The organism is Alteromonas sp. C1M14, from assembly GCF_018860965.1.
Lineage (GTDB): Bacteria > Pseudomonadota > Gammaproteobacteria > Enterobacterales > Alteromonadaceae > Alteromonas.
Genome location: NZ_JAHKQF010000011.1, coordinates 88,345 through 102,300, shown reverse-complemented (window position 1 = coordinate 102,300; position 13,956 = coordinate 88,345). Strand labels below are relative to the sequence as shown.

The window sequence follows — 13,956 nt, the reverse complement described above, 5'->3', positions numbered from 1 at the left end:
TGTATTAACCTCACGTCCTGCCCTTTGCCTCCCCGCCATACCACTTTTTGTAGAGAACATGTAAACGCAATTGGTAATGATTATCATTTGGTGTATTATCCTGCCCGTTTTTCAACATCTGCATGACTAGACCAAAAACATAATAACGTTAATTGCAGTTCACTTCCTTTGTAAAAATATGGAGCACTCAATGGATAATTCGCGGCTTGCCTTCAAGAAAAGTCAACTCACCCTCGCCTGTTCTGCCGCTTTAATGCTAAGCAGCTTTTCCTCTTTTGCCGCTGATGACAGCGATGAAAAAACAGAAGACAGTCTTGAAGTGATTAGTGTCGTTGGACATAAAATTAATGAACTCAACACCGAAAACAATGGCGGCGCTCTAGGCAATCGCTCGGTGCTAGATACCCCCTTTTCTGTGGATGTTATCTCGTTAGAGGATATGGAAATACGTCAGGTAAATACCCTTGATAGCTTATTTAGCCGTGAAGCTTCGGTTTCGGTAGATGGCAGTGCCTATAGTGCTTTTGGAAATACCCTGCGTGTTCGAGGTTTGTCCTTGGATTATACCCAAAGTTTTAAAGTTAATGGGTTGTCTGTTAACAGCTTTAGTGGCGAACTGCCATACGAAGCCTTCGAACAGGTTACCTTATTGAAAGGTTCTACCGGCTTTATGTATGGCATGGCCGCTCCCGGCGGGATTGTTAACTATGAAACCAAAAGAGCCACGGGTGACTTTGTTAGTGCAAATATTGGTTTTCGTAGTGACACTTTATTAAGTGGCCACGTCGATGCTAGCACACGCTTTGGTGAGAATGACGATTACGGCGTTAGAATTAACTTGGTCAAAGAACAAGGCGACACTTATATTGATGGCGGTAGTATTGATCGAGAAACCGCATCTTTAGCCTTTGATGCCAACCTCACAGACTCTTTAGTCTGGACAGTGGATCTTATTTACAATGATCGATTGGTCGAAGACTCTTGGACCTATCTCTACAACTCGTTAGATAGCACAGACTCACTGCCAGATACAGTTAGCGGTACCCGCAATTTGGCCGTAGACGGTACATTCGATAAATATAAAAATATCATTGCTCTAACCAGTTTGAACTGGACCATTAATGATAACTGGGTAGCACATATTGATTATGATTACTCAAAAAATGAGACTCGCTGGGTAAAGAATCTCGACTACTTACTAAATAGTGAAGGGGATTTTGAGGCCAATTTATATGAACAATATTTCGATGTTGCGTACACCCAGCTGCAGGGCATATTAAGCGGTGACGTTCAAACCGGCAGCATTACTCACAATATTGTGATTGGTGCATCCCACCAAAAAGCCACCACTTACCGTAACGACGGAGGGGAATACGGTCGCTTAGTCACCTATGACTACGGCATAGACAACCTATTCAATGATGTGGATTTACCCACTTATTCAGCCGATTTACAAAAAGATGTTCGTGTTGCCTGGATTGACACCCAAGATTCTGTTTTTGTGAGTGACTTCATTCAACTTAGCGACGAATGGGAAGCGTTGGTAGGCGTGCGTTCTAATGGTATTGAACATACACCAAGTGAGTACTTTTCTAGCCACGATCACTATGATGATACGGCCATTACTCCCACTTTCGCATTGATGTTTAAGCCGAATGCTGACACCACCTATTACGCCAGCTATGTTGAATCCATTGAAGGGCAAACCTCTACCGTCGGCGATAGCTATGAAAATGCCGATGAGCTGTTAGCCCCCTTAGAAAGCTTACAGTACGAATTGGGTATGAAAACCTCCGGCGATGGTTGGTCATTGACCTCAGCACTCTTTCGTATAGAGCGCGGCGCAACCTTAGTCACAGAAGATAATTATTTAGTACAAGAAGGGATCAGTATTTATCAAGGGCTCGAATTTAGTGCTGCCGTGGATATTACTGAGAATTTAGCCCTGTATGGTGAAGCCATGCTACTAGATACAGAATACGATAAAACCAGTGATAGTACGGTAGGTAACAGAGTAGCCGGTACGCCAAAATCTCAATTTAGCTTACAAACCAACTACAATGTAGCAACCGTACCTGGTTTAACGGTTAACCTAGGTGCAAAGTATCACGGTAGAACCACATTAGACGCTAACAATTACTGGGAGTTACCTTCATACACCATCGTATATGGTGGCGGTAGCTACACCACCAAAGTCAATGATATTCCCATTACGCTAATCGGTACGGTGGACAACCTGTTCGACAAAGAGTATTGGGCCGCAGCCGATTCTTCTGGAGGCATAAGAATTGGCGAGCCACGTACCGTGGCATTAAAAGTAAAAGTCGACTTTTAATCGTTCACTCGGTTAAAAAAACACAGCCCAACAAACGCTGCCTTTGTTGGGCTTTTTTGTTGCAGAACGCAGCTAAGCGTGTGAAATACAACCAACCTCACTCTTTCACTATGGTAAATTGGTAATAGGGTTTTTTGATTATCTTAAAAATAGCCGAGAACGTTTATGAAACACACACTACTTTTTATCTTCACTTTATTTGCCTTTAGCGCCGTCGCTAAAACAGAATCCCCCATCGCTTTTGTGATACATGGCGGCGCAGGCACCATCACCAAAGCCAGTTTGTCGGACGAACAAGAGGCACAATATCGGGCTAAGTTAACCGAGTCGGTAAAAGCCGGTTATGGGGTATTGGAAAATGGCGGCAGTAGCGAACAAGCCGTGATTACCGCGATTCAAGTAATGGAGGCCTCGCCTTTATTTAATGCCGGCTATGGCGCGGTATTTACTTGGGATGGCGAACACGAGCTTGATGCTTCTATAATGCGCGGTAAAGATAGACAAGCCGGCGCCGTTGCGGGTGTAAAGCGCACTAAAAGCCCTATTGCCGCGGCGCAGTTAGTTATGAATGAGTCGGTTCACGTTATGCTTAGCGGGGCTGGTGCAGATGATTTTGCTCAGGCTAATGGGCTTGAGATGACCACCAATAACACCTTTGACACCCAGCGACGCAAAGACGCTCTAGAAAAAGTGAAGCAAAATATTTTAAAGAACCATCACGCCATGAATATTGATCCTGACGTGGTGGACTATAAATTTGGTACGGTGGGGGCCGTGGCGTTAGATAAACAAGGAAACCTAGCCGCAGGCACCTCCACCGGTGGCATGACGGCTAAGCGTTGGGGCCGTATTGGCGACTCCCCAATCATTGGTGCTGGCACCTGGGCTGATAACGAAAGCTGTGCGGTATCGGCAACGGGCCACGGCGAGTACTTTATTCGTAACCATGTGGCCGCCGATATTTGTAGCCGCGTAAAATACGCAGGCTTAACCGTTGAGCAAGCCGGTGATGAGGTCATTCACAAGGTATTATCCCCTGAAGCAGGGTCTGGTGGCGTGATCATATTAGACAGAAAAGGGAACATTGCCATGCCCTTTAATTCTGAAGGCATGTATCGCGCTAGCATCGATACCTCAGGCAAGGTAACTGTGGCCATCTATGGTGACGAAGGCGAGTAAGCAATTAGGCCCGATCCCAATTAATTTAGCTTTTCTCATCCCGCCACTAAATTGGCAAACGCTACCTGAGTGCTATCTCACTCAAGGTAGCGTGATGGGCTACTGTCCATAATCAACAATGGCTATGTCTTAATAAAGCCGTTAACTACGCTTGCTAATTGCAACGGTTTTCCCATCTAGACGTTCCACTTTTAATCCATAACTAAGCTTAAGTGCATCAAAAAACACTTGGGGTTCACCAACACGAAAAATACCACTAAATTTCAGATCCTTAACAGCATCATCCGTAACGATCACCTGTTCAGGAATGTAACGACTCACCTCCGCCGCCACATCCACCAGCGCCATATCGCTAAAGTCGTGAAAACCATCCTGCCATGAGAGTTCTTGGCGTTGTTGCTTTTCTGACACCAAAGAAATGAGATCAGCAGATAATTGTGCCCCATCCCTTTGATGTGGAAGTACGATTTGCTGCCCCGCGGTTAGCGAAAGACTATCGTCGTTATTACTCTGGGTGATCAAAACCCGTTGTTCCTCGCCACTCGCAGCTGTATTTAAGGCGACTTTTGCCACGTCAACGATGCCTTCAGTCACCATAAGCTTAAAATTATCAGCTAAATAGCGAATCAAAAATTCAGTGCCCACAACCCGCACCCGATCCTGATTTGTATAAACCCAAAAAGGGCGTTGTTTGTTGGCCGCCACATCAAAATACACTTCACCTTTTAGCAGTTTTACAATGCGATTGTCGTCACTAAAGGTTACTTCTATACGGCTGTCGGTATTGAGTGTGACCACACTGCCATCATCTAAGGTAACCGCTTTAGATTCGCCCACACGGGTATAAAACTGTTGGGTTTCAATGGGTTTTGAAAACATAAAGATAAAAGCAAAAAACGCAAAGGCAGCAAAGCTCATCGCCAAAGCCGCCCCCCATATTTTGGGCTGTCGACGGCGCTCTTTCATTACCTGACGGTGTTGTTTCGCCGCTTCGGACATCGCGGGCGCGAGATCGTTTAGGCTATTTAGCGACATGGACAGCTTTGCCATTCGTTTTATTTCGGCAGCGTGGCGAGGGCTTCGGCTCACCCACTCTTTAAAGGCTTCCATATCGGCGCGAGTGCAATCACCTGTTTCCAATTGGGCAATCCACGCACACGCCTCAGCAGTAATATCGCTGTGCGCTTCCATATTCAAACCGTCTGAATGGCGATTGGTCATGATACCCCCTTTCTGGCTAATGTAGAGGGCTGGGTCAACTGACTCACCGGTTCATCTCCTTGTGTCCGTTTTAACATATAGTCATTACAACGCTTTAAACCATTACTTACGTGTTTTTCGATGGTGCTTATTGAAATACCCAGCTGTGCGGAAATCTCTTTGTGGGAATAACCATAGACTTTTTTCATCACAAACACTTTCTGGCACTGCTCGGGCAATTGGGCAATGGCTTCACGAAATAGCTCCATTTCATCCGTGGTGTCCCACTGTTCTTCTAAAGAAGAAGCGCTTACGGCGTTGTATTCTTTAGGAATATAATCGTCGATAAAATCAATTAACGAACGGGAATCTTTATCCAATTTTTTGCGAATTAAATTTCGCGTCACACCAAACAAAAAAGCCTTAGGCTCTTGAATGTCCTTTTGCTTTTCTGCTTCTAGGGCGCGCATCACCGTTTCTTGGCAGATATCTTCAATATCACACCGATTTGACATAAAACGCCGCAAGTATTTTTTAATAATGGATTCCTGTTGTCGGAATATCCTTAAAATAGGTGTCACATCATTGTCCGCCTGGTTCTTTCCCTGCATTTTGTAAACCGCTTTTCGTTATGTTTAAACGAGCAGAAAAACCGATTTTCATCAGTGTAAAATTTCTGCAACCTCACGGCAAAGGCATATTTTTATTGTTCATTTTATTCGCCTCGTAAGTTAAGTGCCTTGGCAGGAAAAAAACCGCTAGTACTTAGCGGATTTTTTTTTATATAGGCACTACAAGGGGCATGTAAACATTAATTTTATGCAAAGAGAGTGACACTGTGACCAACCCCCATGCGACACGCCATCAGTTTGACCAGGTTTTCGTTCCCTCCTATCAACCGGCGTCTGCCATTCCCGTTAAGGGTCAAGGCAGTCGTGTTTGGGATCAGGCGGGCAAAGAGTATATCGACTTTGCTGGAGGCATTGCGGTAAACGCACTGGGACATTGCCACCCAGCACTTACCGACGCCTTAGCTGCACAAGGCAACAAACTGTGGCACCTGAGCAATGTATTTACCAATGAACCCGCTATTCGTTTAGCCACTAAACTTACCGCTGCCACCTTTGCCGACAAAGTGTACTTTGCCAATTCCGGTGCCGAGGCCAACGAAGGGGCATTTAAATTGGCTCGCCGCTATGCGATGAACAAGTACGGCTCACAAAAAAGCCAAATTATCGCCTTTAAAAAAGGCTTTCACGGGCGCACCTTTTTTACTGTATCTGTAGGGGGACAACCAGCCTATTCAGATGGGTTCGGCCCCAAACCCGGGGCCATTGATCACGCCATTTACAACGACTTAGCCAGTCTTGAAGCCTTGATCAGCGACACCACCTGCGCCGTTGTTCTTGAGCCCATTCAAGGGGAAGGTGGCATCATTACGCCAACGCTTGAGTTTTTGCAGGGTGTCAAAGCACTATGCCAACGTCACAATGCCTTACTGATATTTGATGAAGTACAAACCGGCGTGGGGCGTACCGGTAAACTCTACGGTTATATGCACACCGGCGTGACTCCAGATATTCTCACTACGGCCAAAGCCTTAGGCGCTGGCTTCCCCATCGCGGCCATGCTAACCACTACGGCCATCGCTAAACATTTACAGCCGGGAACCCATGGCAGCACATTTGGCGGCAACCCACTCGCCTGCGCCGTAGCCGAAGCGGCTTTCGACATTATTAATCAGCCACACCTTTTGGCTGGCGTAACTGAGCGCGAGACCTTGTTTCGCCAAGGTCTCACTAGGCTTGCCAATCAATACGATGTGTTTACCAACGTGCGCGGCCAGGGCTTGCTGATTGGCGCACAATTGGCCGCCCGTTACAGTGGGCAAGCGCGGCAACTCATGACTTACGCCATGGACGCCGGTGTCATGTGCTTAGTGGCAGGGGCAGACGTGGTGCGCTTTACACCGTCGTTGATCATTCCTAAACAAGATATCAGCGAAGGATTACAGCGCTTTGAACAAGCAATACAACGCTGGCTGGCAGTTCAATAACATGGTAGTGATCAGGCCAATTATCGACACCGATATCGATGCTCTGCTTTTCATTGCACAGCAAGCCGGCTCAGGCTTTACCTCCCTGCCGGCCGACGCCGATTATCTCGCCAGCAAAATAGCCTTGGCGCAACAATCCATGGGCAGTCGTGTAAAGCAGCCAGACAACGAGCATTACCTATTTGTACTCGAAGACCAACACTCACAACGCCTTATTGGCACCTGTGGAATCAAAGCCTGTGCCGGTGCCAGCAGTCCGCTATATCACTTTAAGCAGTGCACCGATGTGCAAATTAGCCAACAGCTCCAGGTTAGCCGTCAACACCCGGTATTGCATCTGTCAACCGACTACAGTGCCTATTCAGAAGTGGGCAGTTTGTACCTGCACCCGCAAGCGCGACAACGCTTTTTAGGTCGCCTCCTTGCGCAGTGTCGTTATCTATTTATGCAGCAACACCCCGAGCGCTTTACCAGCAACGTCATTGCCCAGCTGCGCGGTTGCTGCGACGAACAAGATCAGTCGCCATTTTGGCAGTGGATGCAACAACACTTTTACCACTGCGATTTCGCCACCGTAGATACCCTGACTGGCAAGGGCGAAAAACAATTTATTGCCGAACTCGCTCCCCGTCATCCGGTGTATGTCCACACCCTACCCGACGCAGCGCAAGCTGCCATTGGCCAGGTTCACAAGCACACGATACCAGCGCGTAAAATGCTAGAGCGAGAAGGCTTTGTGTTTAATCACTATATTGACTTGTTCGACGCAGGTCCCAGTTTGATCGCCCCTTTACAGGCATTAAAAAGTGTCCGCAACAGTGCCCAGCTGCCTTGTAAAATTGTTAACAACAATGCCTCAAGCCCAGCAACCCACACCTTAACGAACACGGCGCTTGCAGCGTTTAGGGCCACAATGGGCCACGCTAGGGTGGACATCAATAATGGCCAAGTCTACATCTGCGAGCAGGTTGCCCGATTACTACAGCTCAACAGTGGCGATCCCATTCGCTTTTCACCACTTAGCTAATCAAGGATTGTTAGATGATTAACGCAAACTTTATAAATAATCAGTGGCTCCGTGGCAGCGGCCAGAGTTTCGACTCTATAGACGCGGCCAAAAACCATGTGTTGGACCGTGTTTGTGCTGCCTCCATCGCAGAGGTAGATAGTGCGGTAGAGGCCGCCACAGCTGCCTTTGAACCATGGCGGGCATGTTCATTAGCTCAGCGCATCGGCTTTGTTCAAGCCTTTTTGCAACAGCTAAAAGACAACGCCGAGTCCTTGGCCCAATTGATTGCCGCCGAAACGGGAAAGCCGTTGTGGGAGGCGACCGGCGAAGTATCCGCAATGGTTGGTAAAATTGATATCAGTATTGCCGCTTACCACGAACGCACTGGCAGTCGCCACAATGGTGACTTCTCTGTCACCCATAAACCCCATGGTGTGGTGGCGGTATTTGGCCCGTATAATTTTCCCGGCCACCTGCCTAACGGACATATAGTACCGGCCTTAATTGCCGGCAATACCCTAGTGCTAAAACCCAGTGAACTCACGCCCTTAGTGGCCGTAGAAATGGTGCGTTTATGGTCTGAGGCAGGCTTGCCGAAAGGGGTGCTAAACCTGGTACAAGGCATGGCAGAAGTAGGCCAAGCACTGGCATCACACAACAAAGTTAACGGCGTATTTTTTACCGGCAGTTCGGCCACTGGCCAACGTATTCATCAATTGGCGGCAGGGCAAACACAACGTATTTTGGCGCTGGAAATGGGCGGAAATAACCCACTTGTGGTCAGCGATGTGGCCGATATGGACGCCGCCGTGTACCACATAATCCAGTCGGCCTTTATCTCGTCGGGGCAGCGTTGCACCTGTGCGCGACGCTTACTGCTACCTGAGGGTAAACACGGCGATGCAATACTTAGCCGTCTTGTTTCTAAAACCCAGGAAATTTTGCCCGCGGTGTACGATGCCCAGCCACAGCCCTTTATCAGCTCTTTGGTCAGCCATCAAACTGCCGTGCAACTGCTAGAGGTGCAAGCTTCACTGCAACAGCAAGGAGCATCTGTGTTAGTACCAATGACATTGTGCGTACCCAACACGGGCCTGCTCAGTCCGGGCATCGTCGATATTTCGTCGATTTATCAAAACGTAGCCGATGAAGAGCACTTTGGCCCTTTACTCAAAGTGATCCGTTACCGGGATTTTGATCAAGCCCTTGCACTGGCAAACGATACCCGTTTTGGCTTGTCTGCTGGCTTGCTCAGTGACCATGCCGACCAATTTGCTTATTTTAAACAGCACATCAACGCCGGCATTGTTAACTGGAACTCCCCCACTACGGGCGCTAAAGGCGACGCCCCCTTTGGCGGCATTGGCGCCAGTGGCAATCATCGTCCCGGTGCTTACTACGCTGCCGACTATTGCGCCTATCCGGTGGCCACCGTCGCTAAAGACACCCTTAGCCTACCTAGCACTCAACCACCTGGCTTACCCTTTTAACCCTTTAAGGTAGATCCTATGACCTATTCCATTCACTCATTTTTTCACACCTTGTGGCAAGACTATTTGCAGTTGTCACCCTCTGCAGAAAAGGTTCACCAGGTGATTCAAAGCTGCGATAACAACGCCGACGTACGCAACGATCACGTGGCCTTTCGCACCTTTAACCTCGCGCCCATAAACCTCGACCGCTTAACTCCACTTCTAGTAGAAATGGGCTATATCGAAAAAGGCAGTTACGACTTCCCCGGTAAACACTTGCGTGCCAAACACTTCGAATACCCCAACAATACCCAGCCCAAAATATTTATTAGCGAATTGCTCACCGAGGCCCTATCCACTGCCAATCGAGTATTGATAAAAAAATTAGTTAGCCAAATTAGTGCAGAAAAAATCAATACCTGTTCGGTATTTTACGCCGGCCGTTTATGGCCCTTGCGCTACGACGAGTACCAACAACTTCTTTGTGAGTCAGAATATGCAGCTTGGACCGCCGCGTGGGGGTTTCACGCCAACCACTTTACGGTAAGTGTGAATCATCTCGAACAGATCACCAGCTTGCCCCAACTCAATACGCTGCTCAAAGACAATGGCTTTGTACTCAACCAATCTGGCGGTGAAATCAAAGGGGGAGCCGAGGTATTGTTAGCCCAATCTTCAACCATGGCAGACAGGGTAAAGTGTACCTTTAGCGACGGTGATCACCTTATACCGGGGTGCTTTTATGAGTTTGCCCAACGCTTTACCAATGCCTCAGGCCAGCGCTATGAAGGGTTTATTGCCGCCTCGGCAGATAAAATCTTTGAAAGTACCGACGCGCAATAACCCTTACATATACGTGTTTAGTGATACCCATCCGCCTTGTTAAGGTGAATGGGTATTGCCAGCGTTTATTCTCGACTTGCCCAAACCACCCGCAAGCCAATTCGCAAAAGGGTAAAATCGCCATAGGGCGGTGTCATGGTTGTTTCGCCCTTGGCGTTAGTGTTGATAACCTCCACCGTTAAGTAGCGGTTTTGCTCTACCTCTTCGGTAACGGCAAAAATGTAAGGAGGAACGCCACCAGCGTAATTAGACACTTCATATTCACTCTGAATTTCAATGCCTTGGGTGATAACCGGCGTGTCACCTTGGTGGTAGTCATAACTGGTTAGGTGGGCGGGTTTAATCCATGTACGAGCTGTATCGCCAATTAAAATAGTGCCCCATTCAGGCTCGCCGTCACCCTGCTCGGCATGCCAATCCTCGTCAATAATATGCACGCCAACAATCGCGTTTTTGATGTACATCTGCGAGTCTTGGCTATATTCATCATCCAGCACAAAGGTGTAGCGATAACGATCGCCCGGATAGGCCAGTGGCAGACCGCCCGACTGAGCTTGTTCACCATTAAACACAGCCATCTCATAGGCCTTGGCAACCTCTTTGGCCTCACTGGGTAGGCAAACCATTAATGCCGCGCAAGTAACCACAATAAACTGTAATACTTTCATTTTTTCACCTCAAAAAAATAAAGGCAATCTGCACTGCAGAATTGCCTTTTAAATAGGGAGTTAGTGCTGATTGTTTTTGTTATTCAACACAGCGAATGACTCAGCCACCAGCTTAATCAGCCTGTGGCTGCTTTAGCCTATAGCTGGACGCTTTACTGATGTCTCCGCTGCCTTTGTATGTGGCTTGCATTGGGTACGGGTAAATGGGCTTGGTGCGCATTACCGCCATATCCTTAGCATCTTTTTTAGTGGCCACTATGTACTCAGGCGCCTGTTTTTCTGCCATCCACTTCTCGAGTACCGCCATGCCATCCATCACATTGGGCCCAGTGGCGTCATAGCCGCAATGGGTTACGCCGGGCAAGAGATACATTTGCGCAAAGTCTTGGGTAGCCTCAACGCCGCCCATAAACTGCATTACATCCTCGTACCACTTAATACTGGCATGGGCGGGGATAGCCGCATCAGACCAACCGTGTAACACAATCATCTTGCCGCCACTATCGCGAAACTCGCGCAAGTCAGGGTTGTCAGCATCCATTAATGGCGTTATTTCGGTTAAGCGGGCTTTTTCCTGTTCGTAGGAAAAATCCCGCCAGTTATCAATGCCCGATTCATTGGGATAAGCCACGTACTTCATGTATTCGGTGGCGGCATAATAATGTACTGGCTTCATGGGGCTACCAGGGATGGGCATAACCCACCACGGCCACTCAATTTCAGATCCAATGGGCAAGCCACCGTAGAGCTCATTGCCCTGACTGTCGTAAGAAGCGGCGTACAATTGCGTTACCGTATCGACCTGCGCTTCGGTAAGGCACTTTTCGTGATCATTCACCTCACAAGACAAGCTTTTAGGATCAAACTCACAGCGACGAGGATCATCAATAACACCGTCAGTAACACCGTCTAACGCGTCACATGCAGCCACCGCGCTGTCGTGAATAAACCCTGCATAGCTGGCATCCATAATCGGCATGTCGTTCTCATCGAGAACCGCCTTGGCGTTATCCATACAATTGATCAAATTGACCTTGGTGTAATTAATGGTTGGTCCGCGGGCAATCACCCCGTCAAAGTCTTGTGGATAGCGCTGGGCGGCCATCACTCCAGCTTGTCCGCCCTTTGAGCAACCAGCAATAATCGAATACTCCTCGGACTCGCCGTAATAACTGGCAATAATGGCCTTCGCCGCCACCGCTAATACGTGGTTAGCGCGGTAAGCAAAATCAATTTTTCCTTGCAGATTAGACTTGGCCCACTTGCCGTCAAAGCCAATACCACTGTGGCCACCGTCATGGGTTAGCGTAGCGTAATTGCGCACTAGGCCGGCCATAGTACGGTGAGTTTGCACCGCGCCGCAAAAACCGTCGCAGGCACTCAATAAAAACCGCTGATTCCAGTTTTCTTGTGCAGGCAAGCGAATTTGAAAACGAATAGTGGGCGAGATATACCCTTCGACGTTACAGTGAGCGGGCAGTTTTTCCACGTGACGGTCTACAGGCGCAGCCATCAAAATACTGTATTTGTAGGTCATGAGCTGGTCTTGCTCGCTCAGGGATTGATCCCGCACATAGGTGGCGCTAGTGATACTGGTGGCGGCATCACCGTTTTCTAGTTGCGAAAAATCGACAAATTTCAACATGCCACAGGCTTTGTCTTCGGCGCTCTGCGCCATGCTGTAAGAGGCGTTACACAGCGTCAATAAAGCCGCTGTGGCAAGCCCACCCATTTGGGTTAACCAGCGTTTTAACCGCTTGTTTTTCATCATTATAAATGTACTCCCATATAATCAGTTGTCAGATTCAAAAACAGTGTCACGCCAAGGCTCAATCCCCGTTCATCGACGTAAAAGTCAGGTGAATGATGGTCGGCAACCATGCTAAGTGGCATATCGGGATCTTTACTGCCAATCAGTAAATACAAACCCGGCACTTGTTGTTGGAAAAAAGAAAAATCTTCGGCGGCGGTTTTAGCCTTAGTCAGCTTGACCTTACCGGTTCCAGCGGTGCGCAGGAGTGTGGGTAACATGCGATCCATTAGCGCTGGAGGATTGAAGGTGACGGGATAATTGTCACGTAAGGGTAATTCCACTTGCGCAGTAACATTCATACTTTCGGCAATGAGATTCACCTTACGGGGCACGGCCTCATACATATGCTGCCTCGCCTTGTGATTAAGGGTACGTATGGTGCCGCTCATGGTGACCGACTCAGCGATTACATTGCTGCGTACGCCACCTTGAATGGTGCCCACCGTTAGTACCGCGGCTTCATCAATCAGGCGAATTTCACGGCTAACTATGGTTTGCAAGCCCATAATCACCTGTGCACTAGCAACGATGGGATCCACGCCCAGCCAAGGGAACGCACCGTGGGCAGGTTTACCGTGAAGGGTAATTTTAAAGGGATCTACGGCGGCCAGTAAGCCACCGGGTTTGTATTTAACCATGCCGATATCGGTATGCGCGTTGAGGTGCAGTGCAAAGATAACATCCACGTCATCAACCACGCCTTGCTCCACCATGAGTTTGGCACCACCGGCTTCTCCGTTGGGGGGCCCTTCTTCCGCCGGCTGAAAAATAAATTTTACTTTGCCGATAAGTTTGTCACGGTTCTCACTTAATATTTTAGCGGCCCCTAACAACATGGCGACGTGGGCATCGTGGCCACAGGCGTGCATCACTGGCGTGGGCTTGCCGTCAACCTCGGTGACAACGTTAGAAGCAAAGGGCAAATCGAGGCTTTCTTTAATGGGTAAGGCATCCATATCGGCGCGCAATGCCACCACAGGTCCCGGCTTACCAGAGTCCAGCACCGCCACCACACCGGTGTGTGCCACCTTGGTTTGTAGGGTCAGGCCAAAGGGTTCAAGTGCTTGAATGATGTACTCTGCGGTTTGAAACTCGCGGTTAGATAGCTCAGGATGTTGGTGAAGGTAACGCCGCCAACGCACCACTTCAGGTTGTACCTCAGCGGCAAGTTGCTGGGCTAATGTTGTATTTACCTCGGCAATTGCGGGCGTTTTTGTTGGTAATGACTGTGCGCTAGCCCACCGCCAAGAGCAACTCACAACCATAAAAACACTAAACCACAGTGCCTTACTTAGATGTTGATATTGAAGTTTCATCCGGTTTCCCCGCGTCAGTTAAGCAATAGCAAACAGTGGTGAGTACACACCACTGTTTACTAATG

Annotated in this window: 11 protein-coding genes; 6 read left to right on the top strand and 5 right to left on the bottom strand. The window is 48.4% G+C overall.

Going from position 1 to position 13,956, the window contains the following annotated elements:
• Positions 1 to 190: 190 nt before the first annotated feature.
• Together KO501_RS10000 and KO501_RS09995 are read left to right on the top strand one after the other, a co-directional pair.
• Entirely contained in the window at positions 191 to 2,335 is a 2,145-nt protein-coding gene (locus KO501_RS10000; protein ID WP_252728318.1) for a TonB-dependent siderophore receptor, read from the top strand.
• Positions 2,336 to 2,500: 165 nt separating this feature from the next.
• Positions 2,501 to 3,514, top strand: coding sequence for an isoaspartyl peptidase/L-asparaginase (locus KO501_RS09995; RefSeq protein ID WP_216029529.1), 1,014 nt, complete (start codon positions 2,501 to 2,503; stop codon positions 3,512 to 3,514).
• 141 nt (positions 3,515 to 3,655) lie between these two features.
• Here the strand turns inward: KO501_RS09995 and KO501_RS09990 are convergent, their stop codons facing one another.
• Together KO501_RS09990 and KO501_RS09985 are read right to left on the bottom strand one after the other, a co-directional pair.
• Entirely contained in the window at positions 3,656 to 4,735 is a 1,080-nt protein-coding gene (locus KO501_RS09990; RefSeq protein ID WP_216029528.1) for a FecR domain-containing protein, read from the bottom strand.
• Positions 4,732 to 5,325, bottom strand: a complete 594-nt coding sequence (locus KO501_RS09985; RefSeq protein WP_216029527.1) for a sigma-70 family RNA polymerase sigma factor — start codon at positions 5,323 to 5,325, stop codon at positions 4,732 to 4,734. Before KO501_RS09985 ends, KO501_RS09990 begins: the two co-directional genes overlap by 4 nt.
• A gap of 227 nt (positions 5,326 to 5,552) precedes the next feature.
• Here KO501_RS09985 and KO501_RS09980 point away from each other — a divergent pair, with 227 nt between their 5' ends.
• Genes KO501_RS09980 through KO501_RS09965 form a run of 4 tightly spaced genes read left to right on the top strand, consistent with a single transcriptional unit; the run spans position 5,553 to position 10,094 of the window.
• The gene (locus KO501_RS09980) at positions 5,553 to 6,770 is read left to right on the top strand and encodes an aspartate aminotransferase family protein (RefSeq protein ID WP_216029526.1); all 1,218 of its coding nucleotides are present in this window, start codon (positions 5,553 to 5,555) and stop codon (positions 6,768 to 6,770) included.
• Positions 6,733 to 7,797, top strand: coding sequence for an arginine N-succinyltransferase (locus tag KO501_RS09975; RefSeq protein ID WP_216029525.1), 1,065 nt, complete (start codon positions 6,733 to 6,735; stop codon positions 7,795 to 7,797). The genes KO501_RS09980 and KO501_RS09975 overlap by 38 nt, the downstream gene beginning before the upstream one ends.
• A gap of 14 nt (positions 7,798 to 7,811) precedes the next feature.
• Complete coding sequence (gene astD / locus KO501_RS09970) at positions 7,812 to 9,269, top strand: succinylglutamate-semialdehyde dehydrogenase (RefSeq protein ID WP_216029524.1); 1,458 nt, start codon at positions 7,812 to 7,814, stop codon at positions 9,267 to 9,269.
• An 18-nt stretch (positions 9,270 to 9,287) separates the two neighbouring features.
• Positions 9,288 to 10,094: a DUF1338 domain-containing protein gene (locus KO501_RS09965; protein ID WP_216029523.1), complete on the top strand. Its 807-nt coding sequence runs from the start codon at positions 9,288 to 9,290 to the stop codon at positions 10,092 to 10,094.
• 65 nt (positions 10,095 to 10,159) lie between these two features.
• Here the strand turns inward: KO501_RS09965 and KO501_RS09960 are convergent, their stop codons facing one another.
• From KO501_RS09960 to KO501_RS09950, 3 genes are all read right to left on the bottom strand, one after another.
• On the bottom strand, positions 10,160 to 10,762 hold the full coding sequence (locus KO501_RS09960) for a hypothetical protein (RefSeq protein ID WP_216029522.1): 603 nt from the start codon (positions 10,760 to 10,762) through the stop codon (positions 10,160 to 10,162).
• Positions 10,763 to 10,874: 112 nt separating this feature from the next.
• Entirely contained in the window at positions 10,875 to 12,533 is a 1,659-nt protein-coding gene (locus tag KO501_RS09955) for a tannase/feruloyl esterase family alpha/beta hydrolase (RefSeq protein WP_216029521.1), read from the bottom strand.
• Positions 12,533 to 13,891 (bottom strand): amidohydrolase, encoded by a 1,359-nt coding sequence (locus tag KO501_RS09950; RefSeq protein WP_252728314.1) that lies wholly within the window; start codon positions 13,889 to 13,891, stop codon positions 12,533 to 12,535. The genes KO501_RS09955 and KO501_RS09950 overlap by 1 nt, the downstream gene beginning before the upstream one ends.
• Between the last annotated feature and the right edge of the window lie 65 nt (positions 13,892 to 13,956).

Bases quoted from the DNA above. Each gene is read 5' to 3' on its own strand.
- astD (WP_216029524.1), top strand. From the start codon at position 7,812: ATGATTAACGCAAACTTTATAAATAATCAGTGGCTCCGTGGCAGCGGC.
- KO501_RS09990 (WP_216029528.1), bottom strand. From the start codon at position 4,735: ATGACCAATCGCCATTCAGACGGTTTGAATATGGAAGCGCACAGCGAT.
- KO501_RS09985 (WP_216029527.1), bottom strand. From the start codon at position 5,325: ATGCAGGGAAAGAACCAGGCGGACAATGATGTGACACCTATTTTAAGG.
- KO501_RS09995 (WP_216029529.1), top strand. From the start codon at position 2,501: ATGAAACACACACTACTTTTTATCTTCACTTTATTTGCCTTTAGCGCC.
- KO501_RS09965 (WP_216029523.1), top strand. From the start codon at position 9,288: ATGACCTATTCCATTCACTCATTTTTTCACACCTTGTGGCAAGACTAT.
- KO501_RS09950 (WP_252728314.1), bottom strand. From the start codon at position 13,891: ATGAAACTTCAATATCAACATCTAAGTAAGGCACTGTGGTTTAGTGTT.
- KO501_RS09960 (WP_216029522.1), bottom strand. From the start codon at position 10,762: ATGAAAGTATTACAGTTTATTGTGGTTACTTGCGCGGCATTAATGGTT.
- KO501_RS10000 (WP_252728318.1), top strand. From the start codon at position 191: ATGGATAATTCGCGGCTTGCCTTCAAGAAAAGTCAACTCACCCTCGCC.
- KO501_RS09955 (WP_216029521.1), bottom strand. From the start codon at position 12,533: ATGATGAAAAACAAGCGGTTAAAACGCTGGTTAACCCAAATGGGTGGG.